16 protein-coding genes are annotated in these 20,531 nt (G+C 52.5%); 3 read left to right on the top strand and 13 right to left on the bottom strand.

The window, feature by feature from the left end:
• Positions 1-68: 68 nt before the first annotated feature.
• Genes gspF through DDY07_RS03290 form a run of 4 tightly spaced genes read right to left on the bottom strand, consistent with a single transcriptional unit; the run spans position 69 to position 5,263 of the window.
• The gene (gspF, locus tag DDY07_RS03305; protein ID WP_171694799.1) at positions 69-1,280 is read right to left on the bottom strand and encodes a type II secretion system inner membrane protein GspF; all 1,212 of its coding nucleotides are present in this window, start codon (positions 1,278-1,280) and stop codon (positions 69-71) included.
• Positions 1,281-1,289: 9 nt separating this feature from the next.
• A complete protein-coding gene (gene gspE, locus DDY07_RS03300; RefSeq protein ID WP_171694798.1) occupies positions 1,290-2,801 on the bottom strand; it encodes a type II secretion system ATPase GspE in 1,512 nt (503 codons plus the stop codon).
• Entirely contained in the window at positions 2,788-4,695 is a 1,908-nt protein-coding gene (gspD, locus tag DDY07_RS03295) for a type II secretion system secretin GspD (RefSeq protein ID WP_171694797.1), read from the bottom strand. The genes gspE and gspD overlap by 14 nt, the downstream gene beginning before the upstream one ends.
• Before the next feature lie 22 nt (positions 4,696-4,717).
• Positions 4,718-5,263: a type II secretion system protein N gene (locus DDY07_RS03290; protein ID WP_171694796.1), complete on the bottom strand. Its 546-nt coding sequence runs from the start codon at positions 5,261-5,263 to the stop codon at positions 4,718-4,720.
• Positions 5,264-5,414: 151 nt separating this feature from the next.
• Here DDY07_RS03290 and DDY07_RS03285 point away from each other — a divergent pair, with 151 nt between their 5' ends.
• Complete coding sequence (locus tag DDY07_RS03285) at positions 5,415-6,554, top strand: hypothetical protein (RefSeq protein WP_171694795.1); 1,140 nt, start codon at positions 5,415-5,417, stop codon at positions 6,552-6,554.
• 57 nt (positions 6,555-6,611) lie between these two features.
• On the top strand, positions 6,612-8,867 hold the full coding sequence (locus DDY07_RS03280) for a hypothetical protein (protein ID WP_171694794.1): 2,256 nt from the start codon (positions 6,612-6,614) through the stop codon (positions 8,865-8,867).
• Positions 8,868-9,109: 242 nt separating this feature from the next.
• Here the strand turns inward: DDY07_RS03280 and DDY07_RS03275 are convergent, their stop codons facing one another.
• From DDY07_RS03275 to DDY07_RS03250, 6 genes are all read right to left on the bottom strand, one after another.
• Positions 9,110-9,862, bottom strand: coding sequence for a hypothetical protein (locus tag DDY07_RS03275; RefSeq protein ID WP_171694793.1), 753 nt, complete (start codon positions 9,860-9,862; stop codon positions 9,110-9,112).
• A 14-nt stretch (positions 9,863-9,876) separates the two neighbouring features.
• Positions 9,877-10,665, bottom strand: coding sequence for a hypothetical protein (locus tag DDY07_RS03270; protein ID WP_171694792.1), 789 nt, complete (start codon positions 10,663-10,665; stop codon positions 9,877-9,879).
• Between the two features lie 183 nt (positions 10,666-10,848).
• The gene (locus tag DDY07_RS03265) at positions 10,849-11,883 is read right to left on the bottom strand and encodes an IS630 family transposase (protein ID WP_171694791.1); all 1,035 of its coding nucleotides are present in this window, start codon (positions 11,881-11,883) and stop codon (positions 10,849-10,851) included.
• Positions 11,884-11,961: 78 nt separating this feature from the next.
• Entirely contained in the window at positions 11,962-12,744 is a 783-nt protein-coding gene (ppk2, locus tag DDY07_RS03260) for a polyphosphate kinase 2 (protein WP_171694790.1), read from the bottom strand.
• Between the two features lie 43 nt (positions 12,745-12,787).
• On the bottom strand, positions 12,788-14,107 hold the full coding sequence (locus DDY07_RS03255) for an HD domain-containing phosphohydrolase (RefSeq protein ID WP_171694789.1): 1,320 nt from the start codon (positions 14,105-14,107) through the stop codon (positions 12,788-12,790).
• 19 nt (positions 14,108-14,126) lie between these two features.
• Positions 14,127-15,911, bottom strand: a complete 1,785-nt coding sequence (locus DDY07_RS03250) for a bacteriohemerythrin (protein ID WP_171694788.1) — start codon at positions 15,909-15,911, stop codon at positions 14,127-14,129.
• A gap of 101 nt (positions 15,912-16,012) precedes the next feature.
• On the opposite strand from DDY07_RS03250, the gene DDY07_RS03245 reads away from it, so the two are divergent.
• Complete coding sequence (locus DDY07_RS03245) at positions 16,013-16,420, top strand: oxidoreductase (RefSeq protein WP_171694787.1); 408 nt, start codon at positions 16,013-16,015, stop codon at positions 16,418-16,420.
• Between the two features lie 12 nt (positions 16,421-16,432).
• On the opposite strand, the gene DDY07_RS03240 is transcribed toward DDY07_RS03245, so the two are convergent.
• From DDY07_RS03240 to DDY07_RS03230, 3 genes are read right to left on the bottom strand one after another with little or no spacing between them, the layout of a single operon-like run.
• Positions 16,433-18,319, bottom strand: coding sequence for an ATP-binding cassette domain-containing protein (locus DDY07_RS03240; protein ID WP_171694786.1), 1,887 nt, complete (start codon positions 18,317-18,319; stop codon positions 16,433-16,435).
• Positions 18,310-19,530 (bottom strand): molybdopterin-binding protein, encoded by a 1,221-nt coding sequence (locus DDY07_RS03235; protein ID WP_171694785.1) that lies wholly within the window; start codon positions 19,528-19,530, stop codon positions 18,310-18,312. The genes DDY07_RS03240 and DDY07_RS03235 overlap by 10 nt, the downstream gene beginning before the upstream one ends.
• Positions 19,527-20,441, bottom strand: coding sequence for an AEC family transporter (locus tag DDY07_RS03230; protein ID WP_171694784.1), 915 nt, complete (start codon positions 20,439-20,441; stop codon positions 19,527-19,529). The genes DDY07_RS03235 and DDY07_RS03230 overlap by 4 nt, the downstream gene beginning before the upstream one ends.
• Positions 20,442-20,531 lie beyond the last annotated feature (90 nt).

The following is a 20,531-nucleotide window of genomic DNA, read 5'->3' as shown; positions in this document are numbered from 1 at the left end:
AGGTCCCGGCCTGCGGGACAACGGGGAGAAGATTAAGAAGATAACGTGACAGGCGTATGACAAAACCGCTATCTAATCAGCTGGTTCATTTCAAATATCGGTAACAGAATCGCCAGTACGATGGTCAGCACCACCAGGCCCATGAACAAAATCAGAGCCGGCTCGAACAAACCCATGGTCAATTCGGTCAGCGCCTGAATATCGCGCTCCTGATCGTCGGCGGCGCTTTCCAGCATGCGCGGCAATTGGCCGCTGGCCTCGCCGCTGGCGACCAAATGTATCGTCACCGGCGGGAAGAAGCCGCTGGCTTCCAGCGCCTTATTCAGGCTCTGGCCTTCCCGCACGCGAATCGCGGTATGCGCCACCGCTTGCTGCATGGCGTTGTTGGACAAAACCTGGCTGGATATTTTTAGCGCTTCCAGCAACTCCACGCCGCTATTGGTCAAAATTGCCAAGGTGCGGGTAAATCGCGCGGTGTTTAAGCCTTTGGAAAAGCGGGCGGTAATCGGCATGGTCAGCAGCCAACGGTGAAACAGCATGCGCGGCCGCTCCCGTCGCAGAATCAGCTTGGCGGCTACCGATAAAGCCCCGCCAATAGCCAGCAGCAGCAAGCCATTGCTCTGCAAAAAATCGCTGCAACTAATCAGCCCTTGGGTAATGGCCGGCAGTTCGTGGCCCATTTTGTCGAACACGCCGGTGATTTCCGGCACCACGTAAGCCAACAGGCCGACGACCACCAGTACGGACACGGACGACAGCAACACCGGATAAATCATCGCCATCTGCAACTTGCGATGCAGCTGGCCTTTGTCGCTGAGATAATCGGCCAGTTTTTCCAAGACCTGATCCAACTTGCCCGACGATTCGCCGGCTTCGATAGTGGCGCGGTACAAGGGCGGAAAGGTACTGGGAAATGCCTGACAGGCCACGGCCAGGCTTTGGCCTTCCAGAATCCGGCTCCTGATCGCAAGCAAAATCCGTCTGGCGCGATTGGATTCCAATTGCCGAGCGATAATGCCCAGTGCTTCGTCTATCGCCAAACCGGACTTCAGCAAAGCCGCCAACTGCCGGGTGATATGCGCCAACGCGCGCATGCCGATGTTTTGAGCTAAAAACGGCGACTGGCCTGTGCGTTCTTTTTTATGAACTTCCTGAATGTCCAGCAGGGTTAAGTCGTTGACTTTTAATTGCTGGCGCGCGGTTTTGATGGTGTCGCTTTCAATCGTGCTTTTAACCGCCTTGCCCTTGCCGTTCAGCGCTTTATATTCGAATACCGCCATGGCCGATTTTTAATCTTTTAAGGTGATGCGGATGGCTTCGTCGATGCTGGTGTCGCCATTCAGGACTTTTTCCAGCGCGCTTTGCTGAATGCTGCGCGAAGTCAATCGGGCATGCCGTTCCAGTTCCAGGTCACCGGCGCCGTCATGGATTAACTGCTGCATCACGCTATCTAGCATGATCATTTCAAAGATCCCAGCCCGGCCTTTGTAACCGTGGTTATGACATTGCGGACAACCTTGGGCTTGATACACAGTTACGAATTGGTCGGCATCGCCGCCATAACCCAGCTTGGCTAAATCCCGCGCCGGCACCTGCTCCGGCGTTTTGCAATGCGGACACAATTTGCGTAGTAGCCGTTGCGCAATCACGCCGACCAAGCTGGAGGCCAACAAGAACGGTTCTATGCCCATATCCCGCAGCCGGGTGATGGCGCCGACGGCGGTATTGGTATGCAAAGTCGATAGCACCAAATGTCCGGTCAAGCTCGCTTGCACGGCAATTTCGGCGGTTTCCCGGTCGCGAATCTCGCCGACCATCACGATGTCCGGGTCCTGGCGCAAAATTGCACGCAAGCCCTTGGCAAAGGTCATGTCTACCTTGGCATTAACCTGAGTTTGGCCGACGCCGTCCAGGTAATATTCGATAGGGTCTTCGACGGTGAGAATATTGCGGCTGCGTTGGTTCAATTGATTAACCACCGCGTACAAGCTGGTGGTCTTGCCGGAACCGGTCGGCCCAGTCACTAAAATAATGCCATGCGGCCGGGCGATCATCTGCTGAATGCTGTCAAGTTCGTAATCCGACATGCCGACTTGTCTAAGGCTTAACTGATTAGCCTGCTTATCCAGCAAGCGCAACACCACCCGCTCGCCGTGGCCGGAAGGCAAAGTCGATACCCGCACGTCCACGGTGCGGCCGCCGATATTCAGGGAGATGCGGCCGTCCTGCGGCAAACGCTTCTCGGCGATGTCCAGCTTGGCCATGACTTTCAGGCGGGAAATCACCATCGGTGCAAATTCGCGTTGCGGTTCGATAATCTCCCGCAAGGTGCCGTCCACCCGAAACCGCACCACCATGCGTTTTTCGTAGGACTCGATATGAATGTCCGAGGCGTTTTCCTTGATGGCTTCGGTCAGCAGCGCATTGATCAAACGGATGATGGGCGCTTCGTCCTCGCTTTCCAGCAAGTCTTCCGGCTTGGGCAGATGCTGCGCCATCTCCGACAGATCCAGATTGTCCTGCATATCGGCCACCATTTGCTGGGCATGGCCGGTTTTATGTTCGTAAACCGCCTGCAACAGCCGTTCGAATTCCTCCGCACCCACCGCTTCGTAACTGGCCGGTCTAGCAACGAAGCGGCGGATTTCAAGCAAAGCCGTTACCGTGGCTTTTGGTTGGTAAACGATACGCGCCTGCTTCGCCGAACATTCCGCGACCAGCACGCCGTGGCGCTTGGCAAAACCGTATGACGGCAGCCTGATGTCGGTCGGCGCTGGCGCTGTCGGTTCAGCGCTGGCCATTGCCGCCAGCCTCGCCGCGATTGTCTTGCCCGGCCAAATTGTCGTCCGGTAAATTGTCCAGCAACGGCTGTTTCTGCTCCGGCATCAACAATACGCCGTCTTCGTTAAACTCTTGCTGCTTGTCGCGAATGTAGTTGTATTTGTCGTGGGTCAAACCGCTGGATTTACCCGCGTCCCGGATGATTTGCGGGCGCAAAAACACCATCAGATTCTTTTTGGTGATGGTCGTGGAATTGGTTTGGAACAAATAGCCCAGATAAGGAATGTCCCCCAACAGTGGCACTTTATCCACGGTTTCGGTGATGTCGTCTTCGATCAAGCCGCCCAATACCAGGACCTTGCCGTCATCGACCAATACGCTGGTTTCGATTTTGCGCTTATTGGTCTGCAAATCGGCGCCGGTTGTGCCTTGCACCACACTGGAGACCTCTTGCGCGACTTTCAATTTAACTGCGTTGCCTTCGTTGATCTGCGGCAAGACTTTGAGTTTGATACCGATGTCTTCGCGCTGGATAGTCTGAAACGGCGTGCTCAAGCTGCCGCCGACCGACGGCGTGTATTGGCCGGTGGTTAACGGGATGTTACGGCCAACTATCATGCTGGCTTCTTCGTTATCCATCGTCACCAGCGACGGCGTGGATAACACGTTGACGTCGGTATCGCTGGCAAAGGCGGTCAGCAAGGCTTTTAGTTCGCTACCGGCTAGATAACCGATGCTCAGGCCCTTGCCGGCGGAGGTAATGAATTGCGACAAATTCAAAGAGTTGCCTTCGCCCTTTCTGCTGGCCGCAAACACACTGCCATCGTCCTTGGTTTGCCATTCGACGCCGATGTTCTGCGATTTGTCGTAGCTGACTTCAGCAATAATCGCTTCGATATGCACTTGCGCGCGGCGCACGTCCAGCTGCCGGACCACCGATTTCAAAGTCAGCATCAAATCGTGCGGCGCCGTGATAATCAGCGCATTGGCGGCCTCGTCGGCCCGAATGTCAAAGTCCTTGGCAGTAGTGGCTTTGGTTTTGGCTTGATCGGCTTTTTCGTCCTTCAAAGACCCCACCCCGGTCAGCGTTTCCACCAATTCCTTGGCTACCGCATAACGCATATAAATTACTTCTGTATTGCCGGCTTTTTCCATCGGCGTATCCAGATTGGCGATCAAGGCGCGCATCTGCAAACGCATCTCCGGGTCGCCGCCCAGAATAATGGAATTGGAGCGTTCGTCGGCCACCATGGGCGGCGGGACAGCCGTGGTTTTTCCGGCATTATTGCTGGTAATCAGCGTATTCAGCGGCAGTATCAAATCGGCGGCGTTGGCATGCCGCAGATTGATGATTTCAATGTTTTGTAAATCGCTTTTATCGATTTGCTTGATCATCGCTGCCAAGCGCTTAACATTCGCGGCGGTATCGGACAGGATGACGGTGTTACTTTCCGGCACGGCGCCGATAAAGGCGTATTGCGGCATCAACGGCAACAGGGTCTGTACCAGTTGCGTGGCATCGACATGATGCACCTGTAACACCCTGGTCAGTTGCTCGTCGCCGTTCTGTGGGTTGCCGCGCAACTCGCTTTCCTCGCCGTCCTGCTTGGCGGTGACGTTGGGAATAATCTTCACCACATTGCCGTTCGGAATCGCGGAGTATCCGTGCACCTTTAGTATGGACAGGAATACATCGTAGACTTGCGCGGACTTCATGGGCGTGGAAGTCACCACCGAGATATTGCCGGTAATGCGCGGATCGATAATAAAGTTTTTACCGGTGACATCGGCAACCGTTTCGATCAGGGCGCGAATATCGACATCTTTCAGATTCAGCGAGAATTCGTCTTTTTCCGCCAGTACCATCGGGCAGAATATGGCCAGCAGCAAGCCGATCAACAAGCGTGTTTTCATTTGCAGTTTATAAGGGAGGGAATTATTCGGCGGCGGATGGCGCGTGGACGCTATCTTTTTTTAATAACAGGGATTCCCGGCGTTCGCCACGCTTCAGCAACACCCGGTCGGCTTGGACAGACTGCAACACCGCGCCGCCGGGCAGTTCATCGCCCAGCCTATATTTCTTTTGCTGGCCGTCGTCGGTTTGGATGATGCCGCTGGCATTTTCCGGATTCTTGGATAAAAACAGGATGCCCAGCAGTTTGAGTTGCGATTGCGTCTCCGCAACGGCGCCATCACCAGATACGCTATCCGGGCTTTGCCCGAACAAATGCCAAGTGCCGATTTCCGACAAATCCATGGGCGGATTTTGCGTGACCATTTCGGGTGAGATGGGCGCTGCGGACTCTGCCGGCATCTGGTCGACATCGGCCAACGCATCGGGCAGGTTGGCATACAACACCGCAAGCAAATAAACCGTCGCCAGCGCTGTGGCAAGCCATGGCAAAGAAACGCCGCCGCCTAATCCACACGCCGCTGATTTCCAATCGAAAGCAAATCTTGAATATCCCGCAAATTTCATCATGCTTGGATTATGCTGGGAAAACATGACTGTTTTATGACAAAGCCGGCCCGGCCGATAGCCACCCATCTGCGTCGGCAGCTGGCTTGCCGGTAGCCCTAAAGCGCTGATAAAGTCGGTCGAAAAACTGAACCCACCCACATTAACTAAGCACATGAATGGATTATCAACCCTGGCACAGGCCTTTGGCGGCGAGGCGAGCCGCATTGAGGGAATCGACAAATTAGCCAGCGATTTAAATCGCTGGTATTTGCAACAGCCGCCGGACCGCAACTTTCTGCATCCCTGTTTAATCGGCGGCAATCCGGCCCTGGTGTGTCAAGCCGGCCTGAGCCGCGACGCCGCCTCAGCTTATGCCGAATTGGCAGCAATAGCCCGGCGCTACGACATCTATCTTAAAGAAGACAACCGGCAGCGCGACGATAGCACTATCCAGCATAACCGCCGCCGCGAAGTCAGTCTGGTATTGAGTTTTTGCATCGGCATGCTGGGCTCTTCGCGCATCGTAAGCGCCAACGATTTGCAGCCGGTCAATGCCGTGCCGGCCGTCGCCAGCCAATTGGCCGAACCGGTCAACAGCATGCAGGCCAAGCTATCGGTCGATCAGGACGGCGCAGCCACGATACGCTTGCGTCTGCGTAAACCGCCCAGCGCCGCGGAAGTGATGGCGGCCTACAGTCAAAAGCAGGCCACGCTGAACAGCGATGCGCTGGCGAAAACGGAAATTGCCAATTTTCTAAGCACCATCTACCAGGCCGAGTCCGCCGATCCCTCTAATATCCGCGCGGATCTGGCGGTGATGGCCGACTACTTTTCGCACTACCCGCAAGCCGTGAATTTGCTTAACGAACTGCGCGGCCAAAAACTCGTACTCAAATACCGGCAAAACACCTGGCAAACCCAGGCTTTTGGCAACGAATTTGGTGTGGATAGCGTAACGATTTATTTCGATACCCGCTTGGGTGCGCAATTGCTGAACGAACCGGGCTGCGACAGTACACCCGCCTGTAGCATCTCGCCTGCCGACGCCTTACTGCACGAGTTGCTGCATGCCAAATTGATGTTGCTGGACAGCCGGCATTTCATAGACGGCGGCGGCATGGCCCAGACTTTGTACCCTTTTGAGCACGAACGCGAAGTGATCAATCACGAAAACCGGCTTTACCAAGATATGAACCAATTGGATGGCCGTGCCCGTCCTTTAAGGCATAGACATAGCGGCGAGTTATTGCAAGTCTCCTGCCCGGCCTGCAACCCAACAAAGCAAGTTGCGTCAGGCGACCCAAGTCTGTAAAACTAGCGAAATTTCGTGATAGACATAACAAAAACTACTCAACACAGGAGACACACCATGACGCCCATATCCAGCCGCAATGTTGCCGAAAAATGGCGGTTTGCCCGACTCGGCGGTTTCGATCAGGTTGAATTGCAGCGCGGTAGCGATTTAATCGGACTGCCTGAACTGGATCAGAAATTATGGGCGGCGCTGAGTTGCCCGACCCACGGCTTGTTCTTCGACAACCAAACCCTGGCGTTGCTGGATACCGATAACGACGGCCGCATCAGAGCGAACGAGGTCATCGAAGCGGTGCGTTGGGTGAGTAAAGTGCTGAAAAACCCGGCCGATTTGATCCAACAAAACACGACCCTGCCGCTGGCGGCAATTAACGATCAAGATGAAGAAGGTCAACAGCTACTGGCCTCCGCCATTGAGATCTTAAAAAACCTGGGCAAGGCGGATGTAAGCCAAATCACCGCCGACGATCTGGCCGATATGACCAAGATTTTCGCCAACACCCAATTTAACGGCGACGGCATTATTCCGATTAAAGCCGCCGGCGACGAGGCCGGCCAGCAAGCCATCACCGACATCATCGCCTGCTTGGGCGAGGTTGAGGATCGCTGCGGCGAGCCGGGTATTAATCTGGAAAAAATCGAGCAATTTTTTAAAGATGCCGGCGCATACTTCGATTGGTGGCAACAGAGCGACGCAGAAGCCGTGCGGATTCGCAATCAAATCGCCGACACCGAAGCGGCAGCGGCCTTGCTGGCGCAAGTAAAACCCAAAATCGACGACTTTTTTACCCGCTGCCAATTAGCGGAATTCGACACCGGCGCAACCGAGTTGTTGAACCCAGCCGACAGCCGCTACGAGCAACTGGCCGGCATCGATTTATCCGCCGGCAGTGAAGAGCTGGCTAAACTGCCGCTGGCCGCTATCGCCGCCGGCGCTAACTTGCCGTTAAATGCCGGCTTGAATCCGGCTTGGCGGGCGGCGATAGACCAGTTAAAAACCCAGGTGCTGACACCGCTGCTGGGCACTTTGGATAGCTTGTCCGACGCACAATGGCAAAGCGTGGTCGGCCAATTCGCCGATTACCAGGCTTGGTTGCAGAAAAAACCTGCCAATGCCGTCGAAAGCTTGGGGCTGGAGCGCATCAAAACGCTGTTGCAAAGCGATACGCAAGCCAAATTGACCGGCTTGGTCGAACAGGATTTGGCTCTGGAACCGCACGCCAAAGCCATCGATTCTGTCGTGCGCTTGCTGCATTACTACCGCGATCTGTACACCTTATTAAACAACTTCGTGTCGTTTCGCGATTTTTACAGCCCGGAACCGCACGCTATTTTCCAAGCCGGTACCTTGTATCTGGACGGCAGAAGCTGCCAATTGTGCGTGAAAGTGGATGACGTGGACAGCCATAGCAAATTGGCGGAACTGAGCAAAATCTTTCTGGCCTATTGCGTCTGCCGCCGCCAAGGCAGCAACGAAACCCTGACCATCGCCGCGGCCTTTACCGGCGGCGACAGCGACAATTTGCGCGTCGGCCGCAACGGCGTGTTTTACGACCGCAATGGCTTGGACTGGGATGCGACCATCGTCAAAATCATCGAAAACCCGATCAGCATCAAAGAAGCATTCTGGGCGCCTTATAAACGTGTCGCGCGGATGATTAACGAGCAAATGGAAAAAAGTGCGTCGGCCCGCGACAAAGCGGCGCACGAAAATACGTTTAAAGGCATTTCCGAAGCCGGCGCGAATGCCGGACAAGGCAAGGAACCGCCGGCCCCGTTCGACGTCGGCAAATTTGCCGGGATTTTCGCCGCCATCGGCTTGGCAATCGGCGCGATCGGTACTGCGCTGGCCACCGTGATGAGCAGCTTCATGGGCTTGGTTTGGTGGCAAATGCCGCTGGCCATCATCGGCGTGATGCTCGCGATTTCCGGCCCATCCATGTTTATCGCTTATTTGAAACTACGCCAACGCAATCTGGCACCGGTTCTGGACGCCTGCGGCTGGGCGGTGAATGCCAAAGCCTTTATCAACATCCCGTTCGGCCGCTTGTTGACCGGCATCGCCAAATTACCGAAAGACGCGGAAATGCAAATGGTCGATCCATTCGGCGAAAAGCAAAGCCATTGGAAAAGCTACGTGTTTTTGCTGATCCTGCTGGCCGGCGCGGCCTACGCTTGGCATAAAGGCTATATCGGACCCAAGCAAGAAACGGAACAAGCGGCCCAGGTGGAGGAAAAAGCGGCGCCAGCGAAAGTTGATGCGCCTGCTCCGGCAGCGGCCTCGGCAAAGCCTGCGGAACCGGCTAAGTAAGCCTATCGTTGCATACGACCGGAGCGGCGGCGCTTATCGGCTGTTGCTTCGGCCCTATCTAGTGTTGAAAATGTAGGGCGTCAATAGGCGTAGCCGTATTGCGCCGTATGTTGGCCTTAAATCATTCGGCGCATTACGCTAACGCTAATGCGCCCTACGCGGCTGTTTTAGCTGTTGGTAGACGCTTATATTGTAAACTTTCGTATTGTCACAATAAGGTGCTGTTAGAAACCAGGTAGTGCCTAATCTAACGAAATTATTGATTTTTTCAGTTCATCGACAGTAGTTTTATATGCAATGTCTTTCAAGTCGCCAACATGAAATGTTTCGCTATTTAATTCGTCTGTCGCGAAAAATGCAAATCTATATTCGTTTTGATATGCATACAATTTTCTTTTCCTGAAAATTGACTCAACTCCTTGGAATTTGGTGCTAGTCGCTTCATCATTAAAATATCCAACAAGACCGTGGTGCATTTCTTTATCGCAATGCTCTTTTACTCGATCTATAAATTTTCGCACGTTAGTTATGACAATCGCTATATTGCCAAGCTCAGAAGATATTTTTTCTTCAATTTTAATTTGCTCGCTTATGCGGTAATTTATTTCTTTTTGAAGGGACACCCTTTCCTCTTCGGTTGAATATTCAAATCTGAAGTCATCGATTGCTATTGCATACATGCAATATATTTTATAATAATCATATTCTGTTGTTTGTACTGCTGTTGGAGCGGCCAGATCGGCTTCTGTGATTGTTATTTCATCATCTGGGAGTCCTTCTATATTTTGTGGCAGTTTTAGAGAAATAATGCAGTCTTTCGGTTGAAGAAAAAGAATTAACCCTTCATATCTATCTCCTCTTACTTCATTGCCTTCAATTGCTTTGAAATTTCTTAAAGCTTGGCAATACATTTCCCCATTATTTAAAAATGCGTCTGCATAAGCTTCGTCGCTGTCTTTGAATACTTTAACAAGGCAGTAAATAATTTTCTTCATTTAATATTACTTTTCTAAAATTCGATCACAGGTTGCTTCATACTCATATCGGACGGAAAAACAGGGTGTAGTGCATTGGGTTTTATTTTCAATGCCATTTCAACAAATTCTTTGTCTTCCTCATTTACGTAAAGTATTTTGAATTTCTTTACGCCAGCTTTTTCAGATCTTCTGAGGTCATATAAATATTTGCCTCTAAAGTTTATGGTTCTCATGAGCAGAGAATAAAGACCGTAACTAAATCGATCGTTTAGCGCCTCAATTTTTTGAGCAACTAATGGGTTGCTGGCTATGTCTGAAATTGATTTCAGCAAGTCAACCAAATCATTTTTCTTCGCTTTTGCTGGGGCTGTCAGTTGGTGTTCAGTGCATAGAGATTTAAGCTCGCTAACCTTTAATTGACCAAGTGCGTCTTCGCTCGTTGCTGCGGTGAATACTTTATTCTTCGGAAAGCTTGACGGAAATTTTCCAATTTTTGTGAATCTGCTATTCCATTCCTCATATTCATCCCATTGCCAATCCCTACCTTTGAAATATTTTTCCCATACAATAGAGTGATAGCCACCCATGTTAAGGAATCCACCATCGCATTTTTTTATAATGGAGTGAATTTCCTTCCCTTCATTTTCTGTTAAACCAGATATGTCAGAAATCATTGTCTTGAAAACCTCGTCATAGCATTCAAAGATTTCTTTATCTGGTTTTATTGTTGGCATTGAATTGTTGGGTTGAGGCAGAAGGATGCTTTTATTGGTGGGTTCTTCTTTTTTACCGATTGATTTCAGAAAGTCAAAAATTCCCATGATTTCTCCGAGTTTGTGAATTCAAGCTGAAGGGTTAGTCAGGTAGGGTGGGCACGGTTTTTGTGCCCACGCGGAATTAAAGCAATCGCGCGAAATGGTGGGCAGAAAAGCGTTGCCCACCCTACATTTGAATATGGCTTGCTCAGTGCATATAGGCATTTACTGCTCATAAAGAAAGTATTGTCACTCGCCAGCATATCGACATTCCGGATGCCTAAAGAAAGATTTCACGACATCCGGGAGTTTCTGTAATCGGTGCATGGCCGATTGAACGAGTTTCTTTAATTCGATTTTATTTTCCGGCATTTGCTTGGCGACACGCGGCTTGATATAGCCCCAGACCTGTTCATCGGGATTCAATTGCGGCGCATACGGTGGCAAAAAGGCCAATTTCAACCGGCCTTGCTGCTGGTCCACAAAGGTTTTTACGATCTTGGTCTTGTGAATCGGATGGCCGTCGACGACCAGAATGATCGGCTGTTCGGCACCGCGCAGCAGGCGCTTCAAGAATTCAACAAATACCTCGGCGGTGACGTTGCCTTCCTGCACCATGAAGCGAAAATCGCCCCGCGCACTGACCGCCGAGATCAGATTCAAACCATATCGGCGCCCGGTTGCCTTCACGATGGGTGTGCGTCCGACCGGCGCCCAGGTAGTGCCGGCATGAAAGTCAGAACGGACGCCCGCTTCGTCAGCAAAATAAATCACCGCGCCGGTGCGTTTCGCTTCGGCCTTCAAGGCAGGAAACTCGTCAGCCTGCCACTTTTCCACCAGCACCGGGTCTTGCTGCCAAGCCCGATATAAGGGCTTTTGCGGGGTAAAGCCGAGAATCCGCATGATCCGCCCCACACTCGGTGCGGTCAGGCGCTTACCAAACTGGCGGTGAATGATTTCGCCGATCAACGACAAGGTCCACAAGCCACACTCCAGTTTCATCTGCCAGGGCGTTTTATCTCGCACCATCTCGGCAATCCAGCGCATTTCTTCAGGCGTCACCAGCGGTGGACGCCCCGTGATCTTCTTGGCCAGCAGGGCGTTTTGCCCCCCGGTCGCAAAGTCTGATAGCCAGCGAAACACGGTGCGGATGTTGACGCCCATGACTGCCGCTACGCTGGCAGCGGTCTGCCCGTTTTTCACTGCTTTGACCGCCTGCTGACGCATTACTTGCAGGGTATGGTGATCAATTTCTCGACCATCGGAATCTCGTTTACATTTCATGCGCGTATTATCGCATGAATATGGCTTAACTTATTTTAAGAGCAGTAACACCCGTCCAACACTTTTCCCACCTAAACCTCACGGCGCAATCATGCCATTGTGTAAATAGCTTTCTTCGTAATTAAATACGATATTCGCATCAGGCAAGACCAGCGATTCGTCCTTGCCTTTGTAGTCCAAACGAAACAATAAATCCTTGATGATATTGATCCGTGCGGCTTGTTTATCGTCGGATCTAACGACAGTCCAGGGCGCGGATAAATGGTGGGTTCTGGCAAACATGATGTTGCGGGCTTCGCTGTATTGCTGCCAGTGTTTTTGGGCTTCCTTGTCGATGGGGCTGATTTTCCATTGCTTCAGCGGATCTTTTTGGCGTTGTTTTAAGCGTTCTTTTTGTTCGGCTTTGCTGATGTCCAGATAGTATTTCAGCAGTTTGATGCCGGAGCGCACCAGCAGCTGTTCGTAATGCGAGACGGTTTCGATGAACTCGTGGTATTCGTCGTCGTTGCAAAATCCCATCACCCGCTCCACGCCGGCCCGGTTGTACCAACTGCGATTGAACAACACCATTTCCTGGGCGGCCGGCAAATGGTGGGTGTAGCGTTGAAAATACCAGGTGCTGAGATCGCGGTCGGACGGTTTACCCAGTGCCACCACCCGGATTTCCCGAGGACTAAGATGTTGAATGATGCGCTTGATGGTGCCGTCTTTACCGCCGGCATCGCGGCCTTCCAGGATGATCAGAATTTTGTCGCCATGCTTGATGATGTGATTCTGCAACTTGACCAGTTCCACCTGCAATTGCTGCAAGGTATCTTTGTAGACCTGTTTGTCGGACTTTGGTGGGTGTTTTTTGCTCATAGTTACCTGCCTGTCTAAAAGGGTTTCCACCGTTCCGGCTTATTCAACCGCGTTGTCGCTCACTGCCCATTCTCACCCGCAAAATCAGATTTTTCTTTTGCTTCCTGAGTTCAAGAATGTCTTCGACGTTTTTTTCGTTGAGAACCTGATTCTTTAAATACAACACGTCGTTACAAATAATCTCGGCGGCTTCCATGCCTGCTTGCAACTGGGTCCAGGAAATTTCGATAATCGGCCGTTCGTCGACAGTTTCCGATTCGGCAAGCAGCGCCAGAAAGGTATCAACCACCCGTGGGTCGTAGTCCTTGGCTTTTTTACTCAGCAGCCGCTCTTTCACTTGCTCGGTCGTCATCGCGGTGCCGGTGATCGAGCCGTCCAGATAATTGATATAGTCGCGCACCAGGGTCAATATCCTGGTACCCAAGGGTATCTCCGCGCCCGCCCAACCCAAAGGTTGGCCGGAACCGTCGAAATGTTCATATTGTGCGGCGATGAGTTCGGCAGCGTTATGCAAGGGTTCCAGGCCTTTTAATAGCGTTTGCCCTTCCAAAGCGTGGTTTAAGTAGCGTTTGCGTTGCTGGCTGTTCATGCTTAACAAAGCCTGGGTCAGCAAACTGTCCGGCAAACTCATTTTGCCGATTTGCAGCAATAGGCCGGCATAAACTAAATCCTTCAGCTCGGCGGCATCCATGCCCAGCCGCCGTCCGACTTCCCTGGCATTTTCCGCCACATATTTGGCATGACCGCTTTTGATGCCCGGCCGCATTTCGATGGTTTTGGCGAACACCTTAACCGAATCGGCATACTGTTTTTTTAAGGCATCGTGGGCTTGATCGATCATCTGCAAAGACTTTCTCAGCTGCTCGGTGCGCTTTTCGACCTTGTCTTCCAAACCGGCGTTCAGCTCTTTCAGCTCCTGATTTTGCCGGTTGATAATATCAAACAGCTGCCGACGTTCGTCGCGCAGGCGCTTTTGTTCCAGCGCGTTGTTCACCAGAATTTTCAGTTCGTTGTCTTCCCAAGGCTTGCTGCAATAACTGTAGATCTTGCCTTTGTTGACGGCGGCGATGGTCGATTCAATGTCGGCATAGCCGGTCAGTAAAATTCGCACGATATTCGGCCAACGTTCAGCCGCCCGGGTGAGAAACTCGGCCCCATCCATCTGCGGCATCCGCATGTCGGAGATAATCAGATCGATGGGCTGTTGCGCCAAAATCTCCAGGCCGTCGGCGCCGCTCTCCGCCATATAGACTTGATATTCCGCACCGCGAAACAGGCGTCGCAGGGCCTTTAAGACATTGGGTTCGTCATCGACGAATAATAAATTGGCAACGGTTTGGGAGTCTGGGGATAGCTCGGTCATGGCGCGGCTGCGATAATCGTTAACTGGCAGGGGTACGGGTCGGCAAATAAATCCGGAACCGAGTTCCTCGGCCTATTTCCGAATCTATCTCGATACGACCATGATGGTCCTGGATGATTTTGTACGATAGCGACAAGCCCAGGCCGGTACCTTTACCGACCGGCTTGGTGGTAAAAAACGGATCGAATATCCGCATTCGGGTTGCCTCGCTCATACCTTGGCCGTTATCCTCCACGTCCACCCAAACCCAATCGGCATCCTGATAGCCGGTACGCACCGTGATTTTGCCGAAATCTTCAATGGCTTGCGCGGCGTTGACCAATAGATTCATGAATACCTGATTCAACTGCGCGCCAACGCATTCGAAAGGTTTGATACCGCCGTATTCCTTCACCACTTCGGCCTTGTATTTCAGTTCGTTGTTGACGATATTCAAGGTGGCATCAATCCCGGCTTCCAAATCGAACATCTCCCGGCCCTGCTTATCGATCCGGGAAAAATCGCGTAAATCCTGGACAATTTTCTTCGCGCGAGTCGCACCTTCCAGAGACTCTTCCACCAGGTCGGCGGCGTCATCTTTCAGAAAATCCAGATCGACCGTATTTTTAAACTGTTTAAAGGCTTGCACGTCCGGGTGATTATCCGCCAGTTGCCCGGCCAGACGCTCAGCCAATTCGGCGGCCTTGGTGAGTTCTTGTATGTATTGTTTCAGGCTGTTAAGGTTGGAATAAATATAACCGAGCGGATTATTGATCTCGTGCGCCACCCCGGCCGCCAATTGGCCGATCGAGGCCATTTTTTCCGATTGCACCAGATGGGCCTGAGTTTCCTGAAGTTTCTGATTGAGCAGGGTTTGCTGGTTTTTTTCCATCTGCAGCGTCTGATTCGCTTCTGTCAGCGCTTGGGTGCGCTCGCGAACCCGTTCTTCCAGTTGTTGGTTCAGTTTCAGCAAAGCGGTTTCCGCCTGCTTTTGCGTGCTGATGTCCATCCCACAGCCCATCAAGCCGGCAAATTTACCGTTCTTGCGCATCCTGGGCACAGCGGTTTCCAGAATCCAGGTTTCCTTGGCATCCTCGGTACACAGCCGGTACTGAATCTTGAACTTGGTTAATTCCTGCGCGGCTTGCTGATAGGTCTGTACCACCTTGTCCCTATCGTCGGGGTGTATCGTGTTTAGCCATTGCCGGCGGTCGACGAAACCGCGTTCGATGTGAAAGGTTTTAAACCAGAAACGATTGCAGAAAATCGGCAGGTTTTTGGCGTTGGTGATCCAGATCAGGGCCGGGAGATGGTCGGCAAGTTCCTTGAAACGCTCTTCGCTTTCCCGCAAGGCCGAATACAAATTGCTGTGCAAAATATCGACATGTTCATCCTTATCGATACTGACTTGCTCGGCGTCGATGCCCTGATTAAGGCTGATCGCCATCAACTTGTCGGTTTTTAAAATATGGTGGCAAAGCCAATCCACCAAAAAATCCAACAGATCCTTGGAAATGACCGAAACATCGGATTGCGCCTCGACATGCACTTGCTGCATTTTATCGATAAATTCTTGATGTTGCTGGCAATGCTGGTCCTGCATCCGCGGATTGAAGCCTGCCTCCATCATCAGTTGCTCTTCGTGTTGGAAGTGCTCGACGGTATACTCGACCAACTGCTTGACGGTTTCCAGCACGGTTTGCAGGTCCGCGCCCAAGGCGTTTAATTCATCCAGGCGATTAATCAGCGCGACCAGTTGCCGATGCTGATTATCCACACTTTCTATACCAACCAATAGTTGGTCGTTCCACGTTAAAATACTCATCCGCGATCCATTCTCAGGAGGGTCAAGTCTGATTGCCGACCTTTGGCATTATGGCACAATGCACTTACGCTGTCGGTTATTTCAAGACTCAGGTTATTGCTATGGATATTCAAGATTTCGACGGTTTACAAGCCTTGCTGGATTCAACGTTTCCGAAAACCTGTCGCAGTTGCGGTTACGTATATCTCTCGGCCGAGCAGTTTTTCATCGAAACCCAAGACATGCCCCATGGCCGTTCATCGTTACGGTCGGCTATTGAGGACGATGGCTTAATTCTAGTGGAAGTATTCAGAAACTGCCGCTGCGGCTCTACGCTGATGGATGAATTCGGCTGTCGGCGCGACCAAAACGAGGATGGCCTGCAGCAGCGTCTGGTTTTTGAGACGATACTTCGGGCCATGCAAGCCCGAAACGTTCCCGCAGACGTTGCCCGCATGGAGATTATCAAATTTTTACAAGGCCAACCCAATACGCTGGTGGCGCTGCTGAATATTGAACTGTTGCCCTAAGCAGCAACCTGCTCAACCCTGCAGGGCTTCCAATTCATCCCAACGCTGATAGGCCTCACTTAGATCGGCCTCGGCGGTTTGCAATTGCGCCAGTTTGGCGGCCACCGCATCGGGACTTTGTTTATAAAAACCGGCTTCGTTCATTTCCGCTGTCAGCTGGGTTTGCAATGTTTCCAGTTGTTCGATCAGCGCCGGCAGTTGCTCGAGTTCCCGCTGTTCTTTAAAGCTAAGTTTCTTGGCCGGCGCGGTTTTGGGTTTTTCTTTTTTCACCGCTTGTTCGGCAATCTTTACTGCTTCGGCTTTTTTGTTCTGCTCCATCAGGGCAAACCAATCGGCATACCCGCCGATGTATTCTTCCACCCTGCCCTCGCCTTCGAACACCAACACACTGGTGACGACGTTATCCAAAAACTCCCGGTCATGGCTCACCAGCAGCAAAGTGCCTTGATACTCCACCAGTTTTTCTTCCAGAATTTCCAGGGTTTCCAAATCCAAATCATTGGTGGGTTCGTCCATCACGATCAGATTGGCGGTCTTGGTAAACAGGCGCGCCAGCAGCAAGCGATTTTTTTCGCCGCCGGACAGACTTTTAACCGGCGAACGGGCGCGGGCCGGCGCGAATAAAAAGTCGGCCAGATAAGACATGACGTGGCGTTTGCCATCCGGTGTATCGACAAACTCGCCGCCGTCCAGCACGCTGTCGGCCACGGAGATTTCCGGATCAAGCTGTTCGCGCAATTGGTCGAAATACGCGATTTGCAGATTGGTGCCCAGCTCGATGCTGCCGGTGGTCGGTTGCAATTGGCCCAGCAGCAACTTTAATAAAGTGGATTTGCCGGCACCGTTGTTGCCGATCAAACCGATTTTGTCGCCGCGTTCGATGCGCAGCGAAAAATCCTTGATGATGGGTTTGTCCTGATATTGAAAATTGACATCGATGGCTTCGACCACTTTCTTGCCGGACGCTTCGCCTTTATTCAAACTGAGCTTGGCGGTGCCCTGGGTATTGCGACGTTCCGAACGCTCGGCGCGCAATTTCTTCAGCGCTCTAACCCGTCCCTCGTTGCGGGTCCGCCGGGCTTTGACGCCTTGCCGGATCCAGACTTCTTCCTTGGCCAGCTTCTTGTCGAACTCGGCGTTTTGATTGGCTTCGTCTTCCAAAGCCGCCGCCTTGCGGGTCAAATAATCTTGATAATTACCGGCCCAGGACGTTAATTGCCCGCGATCCAGATCGATAATCCGCGTCGCCAGTTTTTGTAAAAATGCCCGGTCATGGGTGACAAACATGACCGCGCCCTGGAAGGCCAGAATTTGCTCCTCCAGCCAGGCGATGCTTTCGAAATCCAGATGGTTGGTCGGCTCGTCCAGCAACAACACTTCCGGTTCGATCACCAAGGCGCGCGCTAGTGCGACTCGGCGTTTCCAGCCGCCGGACAGGCTGCCGACCAGCACGTCCGCCGGCAATTGCAGTTTGCTCAATACCGCTTCGACCCGGGTTTGAAACTCCCAGCCATTGTCGGCTTCCAGCTTATGTTGCACATCGCCCAAAGCTTGCAGCGACTGCTCGCTGCCATCCATATGGCTCAACAATTCATGGTAACGGGCGATGACCCGGCCCAATTCGCCAAGTCCACCAGCGACGGCTTCGTAGATCGTGTCGTTTTCGTCCAGATTGGGCGATTGCTCCAACCAAGCCAGGCGCAGTTCCGGTTGTTTCCAGATTTCGCCGTGATCGGCATGAATATCGCCGGCGATGATTTTCATTAATGTGGATTTGCCCTCGCCGTTGCGGCCCAGCAGGCCGACCCGCTCGCCGGCGTCGAGTTGAAAAGCGGCGTTATCGAGCAGCGCGTGGGTGCCGAAGGCGATGGAAACATTGGTTAAACGGATTAAAGGCATTTGTTTTGTAGGTAACGTCTAAGTAAGTCCAGCGCGAATAAAGTCGCCTGGTTTTGTTTGGTTTTAAGGGCGCCATAGGCGCTAAGCTGGGTCGAGACCACGCCGCTGGGTGTGGCTAGGGCATTGTAAAGGACTATGGCTTTATCTTTATCCCGGTAATCTTCGGCGCTACCGGCAAAAAGCTGAACTAGGGCAAAGTCGGTTTGCTCGCGAGCTTTCAGTTGTTCCGCCCAAATTTTGGCGATAGGCAGTAAATCGCCGCCTCCCGCTTCGCCTGCACCGGTGTTGCGCCCCCAATCCAGATTGATTTCAACGCGCCTCAACCAGTCGCATCCCAAACATTTGGCGGCCAACTGGCCTTGGCTGGCAGTTTCCAGCAAGGCGAGCGAATAAGATTTCCGGCTCATGGCCTTGCTCACGACATCCAGCAGATCGCCCTGCGCTTCTTCCAGGCCATCGATGGCAAACACGTAATCGCCGATTTTGTCAGCCACGGCGGCCACGCAGCCACGCTTTTCTTGCTCGGGGAAATTACTGGGAAACAATAGTTTGGTCTGCACTTCATCGGGCGCGGCACGAAACCCCAGTTGCACACCCGCGGGCACATCAAATTCGGCCAAGCACTGCTGAATCGCCGATTCGCCTATGCCTATGCTGCGCAAGCTGACCAAACACGCCGGCTGTAGCTCAAAACCCTCCAGCAATTGCGGCCTGACTAGCGAGGTAAACATATTCTTCATTTCCGACGGCACACCCGGCAGACACACGAACCAGCAGCGTTTGAATTGCAAGGCAAAGCCCGGCGCGGTGCCGTAAGCGTTGTCGATACGTATGGCCGACTGCGGCAGCAAAGCTTGCTTGCGATTTGCAGGCGGCATCACGCGATTGCGGCGGGCGTAATACTGTTGAATGTCGGCAAAAGCCTGTTCGTCGAATCGTAAAGGCTGACCGCTGGCGATACTGACTGCTTCGGCGGTTAAGTCGTCGATAGTCGGCCCCAAACCGCCGGTGCAAATACAGCAGTCGGCGCGCTCGGCAATTTCCGTAAACAAGGCCACCAAATCGTCCACGTCATCGCCCACCGCCGTATGGCGTTTCAGCGTAAAACCTAGTTCCACCAATTGCTGGGAGAGCCAGGCGGCGTTGCTGTCCACGGTCTGCCCGCAGACAATTTCCTCGCCTTGCGAGAATATTTCGGCAATCTGTTTCATAACACCCGATACCAGAGCGGTAAGCTCACTAAACTCAAGGCCGTCGTCACCGTCACGGCCATCGCATATAAACCGCTGTCCAGCTTATAGCGGTCGCATAACACGATGCCCATCACCATACTCGGCATGGCTATATCCATCACGGCCGCCGCCCTGGGCTGACCGGTCAAATTGAGCAGGTTTGCCAGCCACAAGGCAATCAGCGGCATCAACCCTAGTTTAACTAATGCAGTGGGGACAATGAACGGTACGTTGCGCAGGCGTATATCCCGCCAGCTAAGCGCCAAACCTAACGAAAAAATCATCAACGGTGCGACCGCTCCGGAACATTTTTGCAGTAAGCCGGCAACCCAGAACGGTATCGGCACCTGATTGAGGTTTAACACGACCGCGACAAACGCAGCCCAGAACGGCGGCGCATTGAAAAATGCCAACACCGATTTTGGCTTAGGTTCGCCGCTAGCGCCGTAATGGCGGGCCAGCATGATACCTAAGGTATAGACCAACGGCGCTTCGGCAAATAAATCGATCTGAATGACCAAAGACCGGGTCCAGTCGCCGAAAATCTGCTCCAATACCGGCAGGCCCAGATAGGTGACGTTTGGAAAAGCCGCCGCCAAAATCACCGCCCCGGTTTGCGGGTTTTTAAATTTAAACAACTTAGCAAGCAGCCAGGTCGCCAAAATCGACAACAAGATACTGATAAAACCCAATGCGGAGTATTGCAGCGATTGCCAACCAATATCGGCCCGCCACAGCACATCAAGCACCATAACCGGCATAAAAAAATAGTACACCACGCTGGTTAATACCAACCGGGTCTGGTCCGCCGTCAAGCGGTTAGGGGTCAATACTCGCCAACCGGCACCACACAGCATCAGCGCGGTCATTTGCATCAAGGTTGTATTCATGCCGCGCATTTTATCAGGCTGGCGATGCTGCCACCCGGCTAAAGCATTCCGATCAACCAAGGCCCTTAAATTTTCCGGATGCGTGTCCCG

The sequence above is a fragment of the Methylomonas sp. ZR1 genome (assembly GCF_013141865.1).
Classification (GTDB): domain Bacteria; phylum Pseudomonadota; class Gammaproteobacteria; order Methylococcales; family Methylomonadaceae; genus Methylomonas.
The sequence above is the reverse complement of the archived record's forward strand: the minus strand, read 5'-3'. Positions and strand labels throughout refer to the sequence as shown.

Bases quoted from the DNA above. Each gene is read 5' to 3' on its own strand.
- gspE (WP_171694798.1), bottom strand. From the start codon at position 2,801: ATGGCCAGCGCTGAACCGACAGCGCCAGCGCCGACCGACATCAGGCTG.
- DDY07_RS03245 (WP_171694787.1), top strand. From the start codon at position 16,013: ATGGATATTCAAGATTTCGACGGTTTACAAGCCTTGCTGGATTCAACG.
- DDY07_RS03240 (WP_171694786.1), bottom strand. From the start codon at position 18,319: ATGCCTTTAATCCGTTTAACCAATGTTTCCATCGCCTTCGGCACCCAC.
- DDY07_RS03265 (WP_171694791.1), bottom strand. From the start codon at position 11,883: ATGAAATGTAAACGAGATTCCGATGGTCGAGAAATTGATCACCATACC.
- DDY07_RS03285 (WP_171694795.1), top strand. From the start codon at position 5,415: ATGAATGGATTATCAACCCTGGCACAGGCCTTTGGCGGCGAGGCGAGC.
- ppk2 (WP_171694790.1), bottom strand. From the start codon at position 12,744: ATGAGCAAAAAACACCCACCAAAGTCCGACAAACAGGTCTACAAAGAT.
- DDY07_RS03250 (WP_171694788.1), bottom strand. From the start codon at position 15,911: ATGAGTATTTTAACGTGGAACGACCAACTATTGGTTGGTATAGAAAGT.
- DDY07_RS03280 (WP_171694794.1), top strand. From the start codon at position 6,612: ATGACGCCCATATCCAGCCGCAATGTTGCCGAAAAATGGCGGTTTGCC.
- DDY07_RS03290 (WP_171694796.1), bottom strand. From the start codon at position 5,263: ATGATGAAATTTGCGGGATATTCAAGATTTGCTTTCGATTGGAAATCA.
- DDY07_RS03255 (WP_171694789.1), bottom strand. From the start codon at position 14,107: ATGACCGAGCTATCCCCAGACTCCCAAACCGTTGCCAATTTATTATTC.
- DDY07_RS03275 (WP_171694793.1), bottom strand. From the start codon at position 9,862: ATGAAGAAAATTATTTACTGCCTTGTTAAAGTATTCAAAGACAGCGAC.
- gspD (WP_171694797.1), bottom strand. From the start codon at position 4,695: ATGAAAACACGCTTGTTGATCGGCTTGCTGCTGGCCATATTCTGCCCG.
- DDY07_RS03270 (WP_171694792.1), bottom strand. From the start codon at position 10,665: ATGGGAATTTTTGACTTTCTGAAATCAATCGGTAAAAAAGAAGAACCC.
- DDY07_RS03235 (WP_171694785.1), bottom strand. From the start codon at position 19,530: ATGAAACAGATTGCCGAAATATTCTCGCAAGGCGAGGAAATTGTCTGC.
- gspF (WP_171694799.1), bottom strand. From the start codon at position 1,280: ATGGCGGTATTCGAATATAAAGCGCTGAACGGCAAGGGCAAGGCGGTT.
- DDY07_RS03230 (WP_171694784.1), bottom strand. From the start codon at position 20,441: ATGAATACAACCTTGATGCAAATGACCGCGCTGATGCTGTGTGGTGCC.